Source organism: Actinoplanes sp. NPDC049668 (assembly GCF_044465445.1).
GTDB lineage: Bacteria > Actinomycetota > Actinomycetes > Mycobacteriales > Micromonosporaceae > Actinoplanes.
The window spans coordinates 444,878-459,951 of the sequence record NZ_JBITLR010000004.1 but is presented as its reverse complement, the minus strand read 5'-3'; the positions used below and the strand labels follow the sequence as shown (position 1 = coordinate 459,951).

Below are 15,074 nucleotides of genomic sequence, written 5' to 3'. Positions count from 1 at the left end.
CCTGGGGGCGGTGGGCCGGCGGCCCGTCGCCCCCAGCCGTGTGCGGTGATTCACAATCCGTCCCGGCTCGACACACGTCACCTGCGGATCGGCCCGGCCTGCGCGTTTCCAGCGCGCCGGACGAGCCGGTCCGCCGGGGCGGCCCTGCGATAGTGTCCGCGAATGACCTCTCCGACCGGACGGGCCACGCTGCTCGTAGCCCTGGCCCTCGTCCTCGCCGGCTGCTCCGGCGGCGCGGACCAGACGTCGGCCGACCCGCCGGCCACGGCCACCGCGGTGGCGTCGTCGCCGGTCGCGAGCGCGCCGGCCTCGTCAGCGCCGGCAGAAGCGCAGTGCCAGCAGACCACGTACTGGTCGAAGCAGCAGACGATCAACTGGGTGCGGGCGTTGTCCGAGACCGATCCGTCGAACAACGTGCTGCTCGGCAAGGACCGCGCCGTCGCGACGATCTGCAAGGGCATGCCGGTCCAGGTCGAGTTCTGGGACGTCGTGCTGACCTCGATCGCCGGCCGGGTGAGCTACGAGCTGAAGCCGGCCCAGCGCAAGCAGGTCACTGTGGACGGCCGGAAACTCGTCACGGTGAAGGCACCGAAGGACTTCCGGGCGGACGGCTGCGGCGGCACGCTCACCGCGGTGTACGTCGGCAAGCCGCTCACCGAGAACGAACTGCCCGCCGCACTGGACGTCGAGCAGGCGAGCAGCACCGCGGAGTTCAACTCCGAGCGGGTCGCGTTCTCGGCCGCGACCATGCCCGGCACCGGCGACGAACTGCGCAGCTGCCACCCGACGGCGTGACCCGGCGCGTCACCTACGCCGCCCGCGCCCGCTGGAACCCGCGCTCGATCTCCGCCTCAGCCACCGCCCGGCCGCACCAGGCCTGCTCGTCGATGGTCACGGCCTTGCCGGGCTCGACCGCCTTGTAGACCTCGAAGAAGTGCCGGATCTCCAGTCGCAGGAAGTAGTCGAGGTCGCCGACGTCCCGTAGGTGCTCGAGCCGGTGGTCGCCGGCCGGCACGCACAACACCTTGGGCGTCGAACCCTCCTCGTCGTGCATGCGGAAGAGGCCGATGGCGCGGCTGAGCACCACGCAGCCCGGGAACGTCGGCTGCTGCACGAGCACCATCGCGTCGATCGCGGTACCGCCCTCGCACAGGGTGTCATCGATGAAGCCGTAGTCGGCCGGGTACTTGGTGGACGTGAACAGCGTCCGGTCAAGGCGCAGGCGATGCGTTCGCGGGTCGATCACGTACTTGTTGCGCGTACCGCCCGGAATCTCGACGGTGACGTCGAAGTCCATGGCTAGGGCCGGCCCATCGACACGAGCCTCGGCGTTCCGGGAACACCGGTGGAGGTGTCGACGTAGCCGGTGAAGCGCATCCCCGGCACGAGGCCCCTGACCTCCTGGGCGCCGGCCGGCACGAGTACGACGCGCAGCTTGTTGGGATTCCGGCTGGGTGCGGCGTCGAAGTCCCCGACCCGGGGCACGATGCGCTGGACCCTCGCCCGCACGGTGTGTACGAGGCTCTCCGCCTTCAGCGTGGCGATCATCGTGGGGGCGATCTCCGGCAGGTCCTCCAGCGGCACGTCCGACTCGAACGTCAACTGGGTCGGGTCGTAGAGCTCCAGGAACGGCTGCCCTGGTTGCAGGGTGCTGCCGACGGTGGCCGGCAGGTCGACGACGATGCCGGCCCTCGGCGCGGTCAGGCTCATCTTGGTGATCTTCGGGTCGCCCTGCGAGTCGGTGCTGGTCACCTCGAGGGTGCCGAGCTTCTGGTCGGCGATCACCCGCTGCTGTGCGGTTACCGACACGGCGGTGACGAGCCCCGTCTGCGGAACCTCGACCGGAATGGACTGCGCGGAGAGCGTCACGTTGCCGAGGTCGATGCGGTTCGCCTCCGTGGCACGGCCCGTGCTGATCCGCAGGAACAGCAGGACCGCGGCGGCCAGCAGTACGAGCACGACGAAGCGGGCCCACCACTTGCGGAGGCGGCCGCGGCCGCGGCGAGCTCCGGCGACGGGTGGCGGTGATTCCGGGCCCGGCTGCACCGGGCGAGGGGACTCGATGGGGTCGGCGCCCTGCGGGCTCGTTCCAGTGGATTGCACCATGACGATTCCTTTATGCGGGCCGTGACGGCGCGGCCGGGGTGGGTGCCTCGATGGCCTGACTGATCAGCACGTCGTTCTGGTCATGCCGGGCCGGCCAGGGCAGCGCCCGGGCCAGCACGGCACCCGCCTTGCGCCGCTCCAGGCGTTGCTTGATGACCCGCGGCGCGATGACCGCCTCGGCGACGACCCGGCCCAGCACCAGGACGTAGATCAACGCCCAGCCGATGGACAGGCCGACGGCGGCGACGTCGGTTCCACGCAGCGGCAGCATGCTGATCCCGACCGCCACCGCGACGACGTTGAGCAGCAGCAGCGCGACGTGCGGCAGGACCAGTTCCACGCCGGGCAGGCCGGTGGGTCCCGAGTTGGTGACGGACCAGCGCACCTTGCGCTTGAACATCGCCATGAACAGGGCCTTCACGTGCACCGGCGCGGCGCCGATGCTGGTGACGATCGCGGCCGGCTTGAAGCCGCCCAGCTGCATCACCGTGACCAGCACGATGAGCAGGTAGAAGGGCGCGTAGTGCACCAGCCACGTGCTGATGTCGGAACGGATCGGGCTCAGGCCGAACAGCAGGTACACCGCCGGCAGGCACATCAGGATCAGCGCCGCGAGGGAGAGCAGGTAGTTCACCCCGGCGAGCAGGTACTGGAACCGCTGATCGAGGTTCAGCCCCTTGCCGCGCCACAGGCGGCCGCGCAGCATCACCTCGAACGCGCCGTACGCCCAGCGGAACTGCTGCTTGAAGTACGACAGCAGGCTGTCCGGCGCGAGGCCGCGGGCCAGGACCTCGGGCACGAAGAAGGACCGCCAGCCGGCCCGGTGCAGCTCGATCGAGGTCCAGATGTCCTCGGAGTTGCTGGCGATGTACATGCCGCCGATCTCCTCCAGGGCCGTGCGCCGGAAGATGACGTTCGTGCCGACGCAGAACACGGCGTTGAAGTGGTTGCGGCCCGGCAGCACCAGCTCGTAGAAGATCTTCTGGGACTCCGCCGAGCCTTCCGCGACCAGGCCGCGCGCGCTCGGGAACGCCTGCGGCGTCTGCACAAACGCGACGCCCCGGTCCTGCATGTGCGGCAGGGCACGGACCAGGAAGTCCGGGCTCGGTATGTGGTCGGCGTCCAGGATCACCACGAACTCGCCGTCGGTACGCCGCAGCGCCGAGTTGATGTTGCCTGCCTTGGCGTGCAGATGCTCCTTGCGCCGCAGGTAGCCGACCCCCTCGCGGGCGGCGGCATCGCGCACCTCATCGCTGGAGCCGTCGTCGAGCACCCAGGTCCGGTGCTCGACCGCCATGTCGCGGGCCGCCCGGATGGTCACCAGCACGATCTCCAGCGGCTCGCCGTAGACGGTGATGAACACGTCGATGGTGGGCTTGAGCTCGTTGCTGAGCAGCCGGCGGCGCCAGGCGTACACCTCCGGCGGATCGGGCTGCTGCGTGTGTGCGAGCACCGTCCACCACATCGCTAGGGCGTTGAAGATCGTGATGCCCTCGGCGAAGAGCACCAGCAGCCAGACCCAGGTGTTTCCCCGGTAGGCCGGATTGAGCAGGAAGATCATGTAGAACAGCGTCACGCCCAGCGCCGCCAGGACCGCGACCCTGGTCGAGCGCTGCATGGGCCGCCACGACATGTCGTCGGGGTTCGACGCCCGGTCCGGCGACGTTGTGGTCGAGTCGATGGCCATCGATGCCACCCTCTCCGGTCGCGCAGAGGCACACGGACCCCCGATGAGCCCGCTGGCCTTGAGTTACCACCCGCATGCCCCGGACGGGCGGTGATAACCGTCGATCCGCCCCCCGATTGCCCGGGATCTCAGCCGTGGCCCGCGCGCGTGCTCACCACAACGCGGTCGACGAGCATCGGCACGCCCGGCTTGGTGGCCGGGGTGGGGCCGCCGCCGAACGCCGCCGGGAAGGCGCCACCGATCGCCACGTTCAAGATCACGAAGAACCCGTGCTGATTGGCCGTCGCCCAGACCGCCGGCTCGAACCGGTCCGCACGGACGGTGAACGTGTTCCGGCCGTCCAGGTACCAGCGCAGCTCCTCGGGCGTGACGCCGCGGTCGTACTCGATGGCGTAGGTGTGGAAGCCGGCCTTGCAGCCCTGGCACGGCAGCTCGCCGCTGCTGACCCCAGCAGGCTCGCCGCACGGGCCGCCGACCGGAGTGCCGCAATGGAAGGTGTGCAGGACCGTATCGCGGCCGTTGGCGTTCTCCATCACGTCCCACTCGCCGATATGCGGCCAATTGGTGGCCCCCACCGGCCGGGCCGGCGCACCGAGCGCCCAGAACGCCGCCCAGTAGCCCGCGGCCTGCGCGCCGCCGACGTCGGGCAGTTTCAGCGAGGCCTCCATCCGCACCGCGCCGCCGGCGGGGGCGGCGAAGTCGGTGCGTCGCGACTCCACCCGGCCGGACGTCCACTTTACGGCGCCCGCACCCGTACGGAGCGGGACGATGGCGAGATGCCCGGCGCCGTCATGATGCACGTTGGCGACGCTGTCGGTCATGACCTCAAGCTCGCCGGTGCCCCACTGCGCCGCGCCGCCGCGGTAGCCGGACCCGACGCTGTAGAGCCAGTCCTCGCGGGACAGCCCGGTGTTCGCGGCGCCGTCGAAGTCGTCACTCCACACCTGCTGCCAGGGCGACGACGCCGACGAGGCCGACGACGACGGGGACGAGGAACCGGCCCCGGGCGACGGGTCGGTGCATGCGGCCAGGGCCACCGCCATGGCGAAAATCCCGTACCTCGACCTGCGGCTCGCCGCTCGCGCGGCAGCCCGTCCCGGCTCACTCATGCGGTGCCTCGATTCACGCCGGCCCCGGAGATCGACTGCCTGGACGAGCACCGGCGAGGCCGCAACGGCCAGTGATCATCTTCGCCGTCCCGTGAACCGGCCGCGTGCCGCTCCTCGGCGTCCATGTCGCACCCGGATACCCCGGCTAACCCCGGCTAAACAGCCTGAATCGACCCGTTTGCCGCCGATCAGCCGGTTTTCCGGCCAGCCGGACGGACCGGCGTTCTACGCCGCGGGCAGGTACGCCGTGCTGAACGGCTCCCGCCGGGCGCGCAGGTCCGCGTAGGTCGCCACGACCAACGGCGTCAGCACGACGCCGGCGATCAGCGACGACGTCAGGTTCAGGATCGACCCCAGCACCGCGTCCGTGACGAGGGCGCCGGTGCCCACGACGGCCGCCGGGTCCGCGAACACCGAACCCAGCGTGATCAGGGTGACCACACCGCTGAGCGCGGCGAAGATCAGCGTGATGCCGAAAAGGAGTCCGACGATCGTGGCGGTCCGCGCGACGGCGGCGCCGAAGTCGTTATGGAAGAGGCGGAAACACCGGGAGATGGCCTCGCCCGGCTCGAACAGCACCACGGCGGGCAGCACGACGAAGACCGCACCGAGGTAGAGGCCCGGCACCACGCAGGCACACAGGCCGGCGAAGATGACCAGGCCCGCCAGCAGCGACCAGCCGATCATCGGCAGCACCCGCGGCAGCACCGCCCGCACGGCCGGCCCGACGTGCGCCTGCCCGCCGGTCGCGACGGTGACCACGAGCCGCACCGCCGCGAGCGTGGCGATCGAATAGATCAACGCGACCAGAACCGCGGCGAGTCCGTACACGGCGCTCGCGATCGCGGTCGAATCGACCGTCGCGTCCCGGGTGCTGAGGTTGAAGAGGATCTGTGCGGGGATCATCAGGGCCAGGGCCGCTACGAGCGCGTACACCTGGATCAGGAGCAGCGGCTGCCACCCGCGCCGTACGACCGCGAAGCCGCGCCGCCACCAGCCCGCGAAGTCGGCGCTGACCAGGGGGTCGGCCGGGTCGAACCGCGGCGTCGCCGGGCCCGGATAGGCGGGCTGACCGGCGGGCGGGTACCCCTGCGGCCAGCCGGGCGGCTCGTCCTGCGGGCCAAACGGTGGAAACTGCGACATATCAGTTGATCATAGGCATTAACCGTCATTCGTGCAGCGCTTCGGCCATGTCGAGCTCGAAGCTGTCATCGATCCGCCGGCCGTACAGCACCGCCGGGCGGAGGTTGTTCAGGATGAGCCCGGAGACCTTGTCGTAGTGGGGCGTGATGGGCCGCGGACGCGCCGCCTCGACGGCGGTGAGGAGTTCCGCCGCGTAGGGAACGTCGTCGCGCACCGCCTGCAGGCCGTACGTGGTCCTGCGGGTGGGCGCGAACCCGCCGACTCGGAAGAGCCGCTCCTGGCTCCGCGAGTTCGTCAGGAACTTCAGCAGCTCCAGGGCCTGCTCGTCGTACGGCGTCGTGCGCGACACCACCAGGTTCTGCCCGCCGAGGACGCCGGGTCCGAAGAGACGGCGCACCTCCGGCCGGCGATCGATCTTCTTGTACTGCGCGGGCCAGTTGCGCAGGTAACGCACCCGCCCATCGATCAGAGCCTCGGTGCCGGCGTCCTCCGATCCGCTGTCGAGGATGAGCCCCTCGGCGTACGCCTTCTTGAGTGGCTCGATGGCGGCCTCCCAGTCGTCGCGCCGGACCACGTTCTCGACGCCCGTGGAGTTGAGGATCGACTTGTCCTCGGCCAGCATCTGTTCGAGAACGTTGACGACGAACGCCTCGTTGGGCCCCAGCTGCAAGGCGATCTGCCTGCGGTTCGCGGACGCCCGGGCCGAGTCGGTCATCTCGGTCCAGCTGTCCGGCTCGGGCGTGCCGCCGGCGGTGAAGAGCAGCCCGACGTCGGTGTTGAACGGCAGCCCGTAGCGGCGCTGCTTCCAGTAACAGGTCGCCAGCGGGCCCTTCAGGAAGCCATCCACCAGCGCGTCGTCGGACCCGAGCTCGGCGAGCAGCCCGTCGGTCCCGTCGTCGCGCCGCGCGGCGAACTCGCTCAGGTGCACGGAGTCCAGTACCGCGACGGCGGCGCTGCCGTCCCTGAGCGCGGTGCGGATCTCCAGGCGCTGCCGGCTGGTGTCGCCCTCGATCTCCCGCAGGTGCGCCGGCGCCTGCGGGTGCTCGGCGTTCCACTCGGCGATCAGCTCCTGGCGTACCCCGCTGGGGTCCTTGCCGGCGATGATGTTGAGCCTGACACCGGCCGGCAGCGCCGGGACGTCCGCCGACGGAGTCGCCGACGGCGCCGGTGACGCGGGCGGCCCGCCCGACGCCGTTCGCTTCCCCGCCTGCGGCAGGTACAGCAGCGTCGCGGCGATCGCCGCGACGCCGACGAGCGCGGCCGTCGCGTGCGGCAGGAACCGCCGCGACGCGGTGGTGGAGAAGGGCATCAGATCTCCGCGGTCAGCGCCGGGCGTCGCGCCAGCGCCACGGCCAGGGCGAGTCGGACGAGGTAGACGATCAGCGCGGTCGACAGGCTGACGGCGACGGTCCATCCCACCGGCAGGCGCCCGGCGAGCAGCGCCGCGTTCAGGTTGCCGAACGCCGCCGCCAGCAGGATCCCCGGCGCCGCACGGCCTTCGGCCCGCCACCGGCTCGCGGGTAGACCCGGAACCCGGGGCAGGCAGGGCTCGCCGTTGACGATGTCGTGGTCCCACCAGTTCCGGAACAGGGGCAGGTCGCCCACGTTCCCCTCGGACAGCGCGCGCGGCTGCGGCAGGCCCCGATTGGCCATCTGCTTCTCCAGCGCACGGGACGTGGCTCCCATCGTCAGGAGCCGGCCCTCCCCCGGCACCCCGTTGCGCAGCAGCGTCACGAGTTCACCGGTGAACGTGGTGAGGCCGGCCGCCGACCCCGCCGGCGCCGGCCGGTTCGGCTGCGTCGCGGCCAGGACGAACGTGCCGTCCACCGCCACCTGCCCGTCGGCGGGACCCATGAGGGTCGCGTTGCCCGCATAGCAGCAGTCGAGAATCATGATCCGGCTCGGCGCGCGCGAGAAGATCAGCGCGTGCCGGACGTGATCGAAGTCCAGTGCGGACTCCGGACTGCCGTCGACCGACAGCGCATGCGTGAGATAGAGCTTCGCGTTGATCGACGACAGCAGGCCGTGTCCGGCGAAGTAGACCAGCAGGGTTCCGGTGACCTTGGCGGCCGCCTCCTTGATCGGATCGATGATCTCGCTCGGCGAACGCGGGTCGAGCACCTCGAGGCAGTTCGCCGCCGGCAGGCCCCACAGGCTCGGGTCCCGCAGCATCCAGCCGAGCCGGGAGACGTTGTTGGCCACGCCGGGCAGCTGCCCGTCGGCGTACGAGGGATCCTCGAAGCGGCTGGTGCCGATCAGGACGGCGAACGATCCGGCGGGATCGGTCGCCGCGGGTCGCTCACTGCCCATCGCCCGGCCGCGGCTCGGCCGGGACATCCGAGATCTCCACGCGGGTGTCCTCGCTCTCCACGCGGACGCCGATACCCGTACGGCCGGCCCGCGCCCGCCCCTGACGCCAGGTCATGACGGCGATGATCAGCTGAGCCGCGCTCAACCCCCCGGTGAGCGCGACCTCGAGCAGGTCGACCGCGTCGCCGCCCATCTGCCCCGCGGCCGGCGCCGGGTCCGCGGTCGACACCAGCCACCCCCGGCCCAGCACCGGGTTGCCGCGCAACCAGGCCGCCAGGGCCTCCCGCTCCCGGTCCGCACCCCGCCCGGTCACCGTCAGCCGGGCAACCTGGGCCGTCGCCGCCGTCGCCTTGATCATGTTCGAGAACTCCCGCCGTTGGAACCGTCCGCAGCGTGACACGGCGAATGCCCGCGAACCGCACCGGCTGTCCGGCCGTCCGGCGACTCGGGCCGTTCGACTTAACCCGGGCTGATTACCGCGCACTCACCACGCCCGGGCGAGCGTGGTGAGTGCACCACCGCACGTCCCCCGTGGCGTGCGGAAGCGGTGTCCGATCAGCCGCCGTGCTCGTGCGGCGCGCCGATCAGGTAGAGCAGCAACGCCATCGCCACCACGGCGCCGGCGTTCAGCTGCCCTCGGTCATCGGCGCGCCGACCGTGTAGAGCAGCGTCGCCAGCGTCGCCAGCGCGAACGTCACGAGGACGACGCGCCGCCAGTTCAGGGTGTGGATCATCAGGTTTCACCTCCTCCGCGATGCTCCGCCGTCGCATCACGAACACGACGAACGCGCAGCTGCCGCCGCCGATCAGCAGGTCGCCGGGGCTGACGACCGCGCGCAGCGGCGGGATCGCCATGGTGTCGCCGAGAACGGCGAGCCGGGTGCCCGCGTCCGCCGGTTCGTTCTTCGCCGTCACGGCCGGCGGATGCGACCCGGCGTCGCCGGCGTCATAGGGCATCCGGCCGTTGAGGGCGATGGCCAGGCCGTTGAGCGACGCGCCGAGCACGATCACGACGGCGGCCGCCCGGACCGCCCTCGGCCACCCGGGGAGGTTGACGGCGAGCCAGGCCAGCACGGCGGCGAAGATCACCGCAAGCATCGGCGCGGCGCCGTCGAACCGGTACTGGGCGAACTGCACCGCCGCGGCCAGCCACACCAGCCAGAGCGCCCGGATCCTGATGGCGCCGAAGCCGGCGAGGCGCCCGCCGAACAGGTATCCGAGCGCGACGCCGACGACCACGGGTGCGAGCATCAACGGTAGAAGCACCACGTCAGCGAACCCCACGATCCGGTGTGGAGAGTGGAATCCCGACAGACTCCGGAACGCGCCGGCAACGACACCGGCGGCGAGGGCTCCCAAACGGCGGTTCGCCGGACGGCACCGGCTACGGTGTTCCCGTGGGTGCTTCGCGGGACACCGGCCCGGTGGCCGCGTTCTGTGCCGAGCTGCGGCGGCGGTGGCAGGCGTCCGGACGCGACCTGCAGAGCGTCGCGCGCGACGTGAGCATCAGCAGGACGCAGCTCTACGCGATTCTCAACGGCGAGATCCGGCGCCCGCCGGACTTCGACGGCGTGGTCCGGCCGCTGATCCGTGCGTGCGGCGGCGACGACGCGGAGGTGGCGGACTGGCGGCGGCGCCACGAGATCCTGGTCGGCGTACACGAGGAGACGCGCCGCCGCCCGGCCACCCGGACCGCGACGCCGGCGCAGCTGCCCCTGGACGTCGCGGGTTTCGCCGGTCGCGGCGCCGCGCTCGCCGCGCTGGACGCCGCGACGGCCCGGGTCGTGACCGTCACCGGCACGGCCGGCGTCGGCAAGACCGCCCTGGCCGTGCACTGGGCCCGCGGCGCCGCCAGGAGGTTCCCCGACGGTCAGCTCTACGTCGACCTGCGCGGCTTCGACCGCGACGACGAGCTCGTCGATCCCGCGGACGCGATCCGCGGCTTCCTCGACGCGCTGGGCGTCGAGCCGCAGCACCTGCCGAAGGACCGCGACGGGCAGGCGAGGTTGTACCGCAGCCTGTCCGCCGGGCGCCGGCTGCTGGTGATCCTGGACAACGCCCGCGACGCCGCCCAGGTCCGCCCGCTGCTGTCCGGCGGGCCGGCCGTGCGCACCGTCGTGACCAGCCGCGACCGGCTGACCGCCCTGGTCGCCGAGATCGGCGCGCAGCCGATCGCCCTGGACCTGCCGGACCCGGCGGAGGCCGCCGGGCTGCTGCGCAACCGCCTGCCGGCCGGATCGGCGGACGACCGCGACACCGAGGCGATCGTGACGGCGTGCGGCCGGCATCCGCTCGCCCTCGCGCTGGTCGCCGCGCGGATCCGGCAGACCGGGTTCCCGCCGGCGGCGGTCGCCGCCGAGCTGCGGCACCCGGGATCCGCCACCCTCGACGGCGTGTGGGCGGTCTTCTCCTGGTCGTACCGCGCCCTGCACCCGCCGGCCGCCCGGCTGTTCCGCCTGCTGGGGCTCGCCGCCGGCGGGGACATCGGCATCGACGCGGTGGCCGCCCTGTCCGGTGCCGAGGTGCACGAGGCACGCCGGACGCTGCGCGAGCTCACCGACGCGAGCCTGCTCACCGAGCACGCCCCCGCCCGGTACCGGCTGCCCGGCCTGCTGCGCGTCTACGCCGCCGAACTGGCGCACCGCGACGACGCCGAACCCGACCGCCGGGCCGCGCTCACCCGGCTGCTCGACCACTACACGCACACCGCGCACCAGGCGGACCGGGTGCTGAACCCGACGCGCGCGCCGATCCCGATGCGCCTGAGCGGCACCGGACCGAAGGCCCCGCTAGACGCCAAGGCGGCGCTGGCGTGGCTGGCCACCGAGCGGGCGGTGCTGCTGGCCGCCCTGCGCCAGGCCGGGGACGCCGGGCTGGACCGGCACGCCTGGCAGCTCGGCTGGGCCCTGGACTCGTTCCTGTTCGAACACCGGCACTGGCACGACGAGGGCGTGGCCTGGGCCGTCGCGCTGCGGGCGGCGACGGCGCTGGTGGACCGCCCGGCGGTGGCGCACGCGCACCGCTTCCTCGGCGTCGTCGCCGGCCGGCTGGACCGCTTCGACGAGGCGCACGCACACCTGCGCCGGGCGGCCGAGACGTGCCGGGCGGCCGGCGACCGGCCCGGCGAGGCCGAGACCGAGTACGTGCTCTCGTACATCTGCTGGCTGCAGGCCGAACACGACCGCGCCCTCGCACACGCCGAACGGTCGCTGGCGCTGTGGGCGGAGCTCGGCCACCCCGGCTGGGAGGGCAAGGCGAGCAACGCGGTCGGCTGGTACCACGCGGAGCTCGGCGCACCCCACCAGGCGATCGCACACCACGAGCGGGCGGTGGAGCTGCAGCGGCGGGCCGGCGACCGGGCGAACGAGGCCGTCGCCCTCGACACCCTGGGCCAGGCCAACCACCACCTGGGACACCACGAGGCGGCGGCCGGCCACTACGAGCAGGGCCTGCGGCTGGCCCGGGCCCTGGCCGACCCGATCCTGGAGGCCCAGCTCCACGTCCACCTCGGCGACACGCACGAGGCGATCGGCGACGGCGGCGCGGCGCGGGAGAGCTGGGAGGACGCGTACAAGATCCTGACGAACGCCGACCACCCGCAGGCGGCGGACGTCGCCCGCAAGCTGCAGGTGCTTGCCCGTGGCTGACGTCGACGACTTCCTCGCGGAGATCCTCCCTCGCCTGCGCGCCGCCGAGATCGCGCTGCACAACGGCGACGCCGCACCGCGCGGTGCCCTGTGGTCGCACGAGGACCCCGTGACGCTGTTCGGCGCGGAGGTCACCCGCAGCGGCTGGTCGGAGCTGGCGCCGACGTTCGACTGGCTCGCCACCCGCTTCTCCGCGTGCACCTCCCTGGAGTACGAGGTCATCGCCGCGGGCGCCGACGGCGACCTCGCCTATCTCGTGGCCATCGAGCGGATAACGGCCACCGCCAACGGCACCCCGACGACGTACGCCCTCCGCGCGACCACGATCTTCCGCCGCGAGGACGGCGCCTGGCGAGCCGTACACCGCCACGGCGACAGCTACCAGCCACCGAGTCATCACTGAGGGTTGCCGTCATCCGATAGGGTGACGCCCGACCGGTGATTACAGGTGTCTATGTAGTTGCGGAGGCTCGAGGTGGCGTCCATCGCGCAGTTACTCGCGCGGGCGGCTGACCTGCACCGGCGCGCCGCGTCCTACGTGCTCGACGCCGAGGCGGCCGTCGAACGGCTGTCCGGTGACGAGTTCGACGCGGCGACCACCGACGTCGCAGTCAGACGCCTTGCGGAGCACCTCCAAGGACTGGCCCGGGCCGGTCTTCCCGGCTGGTTGAGCCGGCCGCTGAACGCCTCCACCATGGGGCAGGCGCTGGGTTCGGACGCCGCGCTGAGCGGTCCGCTGTGGCTGAAGATCGGCGAGGCCTGGCCGCTGCGGGACGCCATGTTCTGGGCGGTGGCGCCCTTCGTCGGCGCCGGGCACCTCACGATCGACACCGACGCCCGCGACCGGCAGGTCGCCGCGTGGCTGCGGGGCATCCTGCTGCGGACCGTGGCCGCGCTCCCGGAGGGCACGGTCCGGGTGGTACCGGTCGACGGCGCGATGCTGGGCGCGGCATTCACCGCGTTCCGACCCCTGGTCGACGCCGAGGCCTGGGCCTTGCCGGTCACCGACCTGGCCGGATTTCGCACGGCGCTGACCGAGGCCGAGCAACACATCGCCACCGTCCAGTCCGGCGACCAGCCCCAGCCCGCGGTGCTGATCATCGCGGTCGCCGCGTTCCCCGCCGGTGCTGGCCGCAACGAGTGGTCCCGGCTCGCGGCCATCGCGCACGCCGGCCCGGCCTGCCGGGTCCACCTGCTGCTGGCCGGCCAGCCACCCGCGTTGGACAACACCACGATGATCACCACGTTGGGTGACGGCTGGTGGCGAATGTCCGAGCCGCCCGGCCCGCAAACCCTGTCCACCGACCGCGGCGGCCTGCCCGCGCCGATCCGACTGGACGCCGGAGCAAGTGAGGATGTCGTCGCCGAGGTCTGCCGCCGGATGGCCACGACCGCGGCGATCTCGCGGCGCACCGACTTCGCGGCGCTGATGCCCGACCCGATCTGGCGACGGTCCTCCGCCGCCGGCCTGCGCGCCGTCGCCGGGCGCGACGCGCGTTCGCCGTTCACCCTGTCGCTGGACGACGCCACCCCGCACATGCTCCTGGCCGGACGCTCCGGCGCCGGCAAGACCAACGTCCTGCTCGTCCTGCTGTACGCGCTCGCGTCCCACTACTCGCCCGACGAACTCGGCCTGTACCTGCTCGACTTCAAGGAAGGCGTCTCGTTCGTCGAGTTCACCCCCACCGTCAACGACCCGTCCTGGGTGCCGCACGCCCGGACCGTCGGCATCGAGTCCGACCGCGAGTACGGCCTCGCCGTCCTGCACACCTTGTCGCGGGAGATGACCCGCCGCGCCGGCGCGCTGAAGGCAGCCGGGGTCACGAAACTCGCCGACCTGCGCCAAGCCAGCCCGGACGTGGCGATGCCGCGCCTCGTGGTGGTCATCGACGAGTTCCAGGTGCTGTTCGCCGGCAACGACACCCTCGCGCACGACGCCGTCGCGGCCCTCGAGGAGCTGGCTCGCAAGGGCCGCTCATACGGGATCCACCTCATCCTCGCCTCGCAGACGATCGCCGGCATCGAAGCCCTCTACACCAAGAAGGACTCGATCTTCGGCCAGTTCCCGCTACGGATCGCGCTGCCCGGCGGCTCCGGCATCCTCGACCCCGGCAACACCGCCGCCGACGCGCTCCCGGTCGGCTCCGCCGTCGTCAACGCCTCCGGCGGCGTCGCCGAGGCCAACCGGATCGTCCGGTTCCCGCACGCCGATCCCGCCTCGCTGGCGGCCCAGCGTCATGCGTTGTGGCAGGCGCGACCTCCGGTCAACGACCCGCCCAGCGTGTTCGCCGGTTACGCCGAGCACCACATCACCGACGACCCGCTCTACCAGGCACTCACCCCTTCCGTACGGCGCCGCCAGGCCCTCGTCGGCCGCGCCGTCGACGTCGGTCTGCCCAGCGTCGGGTTCGCCCTCGACGCCGTCCCCGGCCGCCACCTCGCCACGCTCGGCACCTCGATCATCGGCGCCGACATCCTGCACGCCGCCGCCATGAGCCTCGCCAGGCAGCATCAGCCCGGCAGCGCCCGATTCGTGATCGGCGGGTTCGCCGCCAACGCCGACCCGATCGTCGACGATCTGGTCGCCCACCTCACCGCCACCGGCCACGACGTGGTCGAAGCCGACGCCGGGCGGCTTCGGGAACTTCTCAGCGAACTCGCCGACCCCGACGGCCCCGGCAGACCGACCTATCTGGTCCTGTTCGCCGCCGACGTGATCGTGCCGCTGCTCTCCGAGCGCGGACCGAACCGGCAGACCGGGCTCGACGACCTGCGCACCGTCCTCCGCCAAGGCCCCGGCCGCGGCATCCACATGCTCAGCTGGTGGCGCATCGCCCGGCGCTTCTCCGACGCCACCGGGGGCGCCGCCGGCCGCGAGGACATCGCCTGCCTGGTCGCTCTCAACGTGCCCGGCACCGAACTGTCGTCCCTGCTCGGCGACCACACGATCACCTGGCAGAGCCGCGCCAACCGTGCCCTGCTACTGGACCGCCACGACCAGCGGCAACGGTTGATCGTGCCGTTCGTCCGGCCGGGCCGGCAGGAAGGCCTCGACGAACCGAACTGACATCC

Annotated in this window: 13 protein-coding genes; 4 read left to right on the top strand and 9 right to left on the bottom strand. The window is 72.2% G+C overall.

The genetic code is table 11. The features are described 5' to 3' along the window. Positions 1-162: 162 nt before the first annotated feature. Entirely contained in the window at positions 163-795 is a 633-nt protein-coding gene (locus ACIBSW_RS19380) for a hypothetical protein (protein WP_354728178.1), read from the top strand. 13 nt (positions 796-808) lie between these two features. Here the strand turns inward: ACIBSW_RS19380 and ACIBSW_RS19375 are convergent, their stop codons facing one another. From ACIBSW_RS19375 to ACIBSW_RS19335, 9 genes are all read right to left on the bottom strand, one after another. Continuing rightward, entirely contained in the window at positions 809-1,297 is a 489-nt protein-coding gene (locus ACIBSW_RS19375) for an inorganic diphosphatase (protein ID WP_354728176.1), read from the bottom strand. A 2-nt stretch (positions 1,298-1,299) separates the two neighbouring features. Further along, positions 1,300-2,106 carry an HlyD family efflux transporter periplasmic adaptor subunit gene (locus ACIBSW_RS19370; protein ID WP_354728174.1) on the bottom strand — a complete coding sequence of 269 codons (807 nt, stop codon included), beginning with the start codon at positions 2,104-2,106 and terminating at the stop codon, positions 1,300-1,302. A 10-nt stretch (positions 2,107-2,116) separates the two neighbouring features. After that, the gene (locus ACIBSW_RS19365; RefSeq protein ID WP_354728172.1) at positions 2,117-3,793 is read right to left on the bottom strand and encodes a glycosyltransferase family 2 protein; all 1,677 of its coding nucleotides are present in this window, start codon (positions 3,791-3,793) and stop codon (positions 2,117-2,119) included. Between the two features lie 128 nt (positions 3,794-3,921). After that, positions 3,922-4,836, bottom strand: a complete 915-nt coding sequence (locus tag ACIBSW_RS19360; RefSeq protein WP_354728170.1) for a 1,3-beta-glucanase — start codon at positions 4,834-4,836, stop codon at positions 3,922-3,924. A gap of 291 nt (positions 4,837-5,127) precedes the next feature. Further along, on the bottom strand, positions 5,128-6,045 hold the full coding sequence (locus ACIBSW_RS19355) for a hypothetical protein (protein ID WP_354728168.1): 918 nt from the start codon (positions 6,043-6,045) through the stop codon (positions 5,128-5,130). 25 nt (positions 6,046-6,070) lie between these two features. After that, the gene (locus ACIBSW_RS19350) at positions 6,071-7,354 is read right to left on the bottom strand and encodes an extracellular solute-binding protein (protein ID WP_354728166.1); all 1,284 of its coding nucleotides are present in this window, start codon (positions 7,352-7,354) and stop codon (positions 6,071-6,073) included. Beyond that, a complete protein-coding gene (locus ACIBSW_RS19345; protein ID WP_354728164.1) occupies positions 7,354-8,382 on the bottom strand; it encodes a caspase family protein in 1,029 nt (342 codons plus the stop codon). Before ACIBSW_RS19345 ends, ACIBSW_RS19350 begins: the two co-directional genes overlap by 1 nt. Continuing rightward, positions 8,345-8,713 carry a hypothetical protein gene (locus ACIBSW_RS19340; RefSeq protein WP_354728162.1) on the bottom strand — a complete coding sequence of 123 codons (369 nt, stop codon included), beginning with the start codon at positions 8,711-8,713 and terminating at the stop codon, positions 8,345-8,347. Before ACIBSW_RS19340 ends, ACIBSW_RS19345 begins: the two co-directional genes overlap by 38 nt. A 197-nt stretch (positions 8,714-8,910) precedes the next feature. Next, the gene (locus ACIBSW_RS19335) at positions 8,911-9,624 is read right to left on the bottom strand and encodes a DUF5317 family protein (protein ID WP_354728160.1); all 714 of its coding nucleotides are present in this window, start codon (positions 9,622-9,624) and stop codon (positions 8,911-8,913) included. 128 nt (positions 9,625-9,752) lie between these two features. Between ACIBSW_RS19335 and ACIBSW_RS19330 the strand changes: the two genes are divergently transcribed. The 3 genes from ACIBSW_RS19330 (at position 9,753) to ACIBSW_RS19320 (ending at position 15,069) form a co-directional block, all read left to right on the top strand. After that, entirely contained in the window at positions 9,753-12,002 is a 2,250-nt protein-coding gene (locus ACIBSW_RS19330) for a tetratricopeptide repeat protein (RefSeq protein ID WP_354728158.1), read from the top strand. Continuing rightward, the gene (locus ACIBSW_RS19325) at positions 11,995-12,405 is read left to right on the top strand and encodes a nuclear transport factor 2 family protein (RefSeq protein ID WP_354728156.1); all 411 of its coding nucleotides are present in this window, start codon (positions 11,995-11,997) and stop codon (positions 12,403-12,405) included. Before ACIBSW_RS19330 ends, ACIBSW_RS19325 begins: the two co-directional genes overlap by 8 nt. A 72-nt stretch (positions 12,406-12,477) precedes the next feature. Next, the gene (locus tag ACIBSW_RS19320) at positions 12,478-15,069 is read left to right on the top strand and encodes an FtsK/SpoIIIE domain-containing protein (protein WP_354728154.1); all 2,592 of its coding nucleotides are present in this window, start codon (positions 12,478-12,480) and stop codon (positions 15,067-15,069) included. Positions 15,070-15,074 lie beyond the last annotated feature (5 nt).

Bases quoted from the DNA above. Each gene is read 5' to 3' on its own strand.
- ACIBSW_RS19380 (WP_354728178.1), top strand. From the start codon at position 163: ATGACCTCTCCGACCGGACGGGCCACGCTGCTCGTAGCCCTGGCCCTC.
- ACIBSW_RS19340 (WP_354728162.1), bottom strand. From the start codon at position 8,713: ATGATCAAGGCGACGGCGGCGACGGCCCAGGTTGCCCGGCTGACGGTG.
- ACIBSW_RS19375 (WP_354728176.1), bottom strand. From the start codon at position 1,297: ATGGACTTCGACGTCACCGTCGAGATTCCGGGCGGTACGCGCAACAAG.
- ACIBSW_RS19345 (WP_354728164.1), bottom strand. From the start codon at position 8,382: ATGTCCCGGCCGAGCCGCGGCCGGGCGATGGGCAGTGAGCGACCCGCG.
- ACIBSW_RS19350 (WP_354728166.1), bottom strand. From the start codon at position 7,354: ATGCCCTTCTCCACCACCGCGTCGCGGCGGTTCCTGCCGCACGCGACG.
- ACIBSW_RS19355 (WP_354728168.1), bottom strand. From the start codon at position 6,045: ATGTCGCAGTTTCCACCGTTTGGCCCGCAGGACGAGCCGCCCGGCTGG.
- ACIBSW_RS19360 (WP_354728170.1), bottom strand. From the start codon at position 4,836: ATGGCGGTGGCCCTGGCCGCATGCACCGACCCGTCGCCCGGGGCCGGT.
- ACIBSW_RS19370 (WP_354728174.1), bottom strand. From the start codon at position 2,106: ATGGTGCAATCCACTGGAACGAGCCCGCAGGGCGCCGACCCCATCGAG.
- ACIBSW_RS19365 (WP_354728172.1), bottom strand. From the start codon at position 3,793: ATGGCCATCGACTCGACCACAACGTCGCCGGACCGGGCGTCGAACCCC.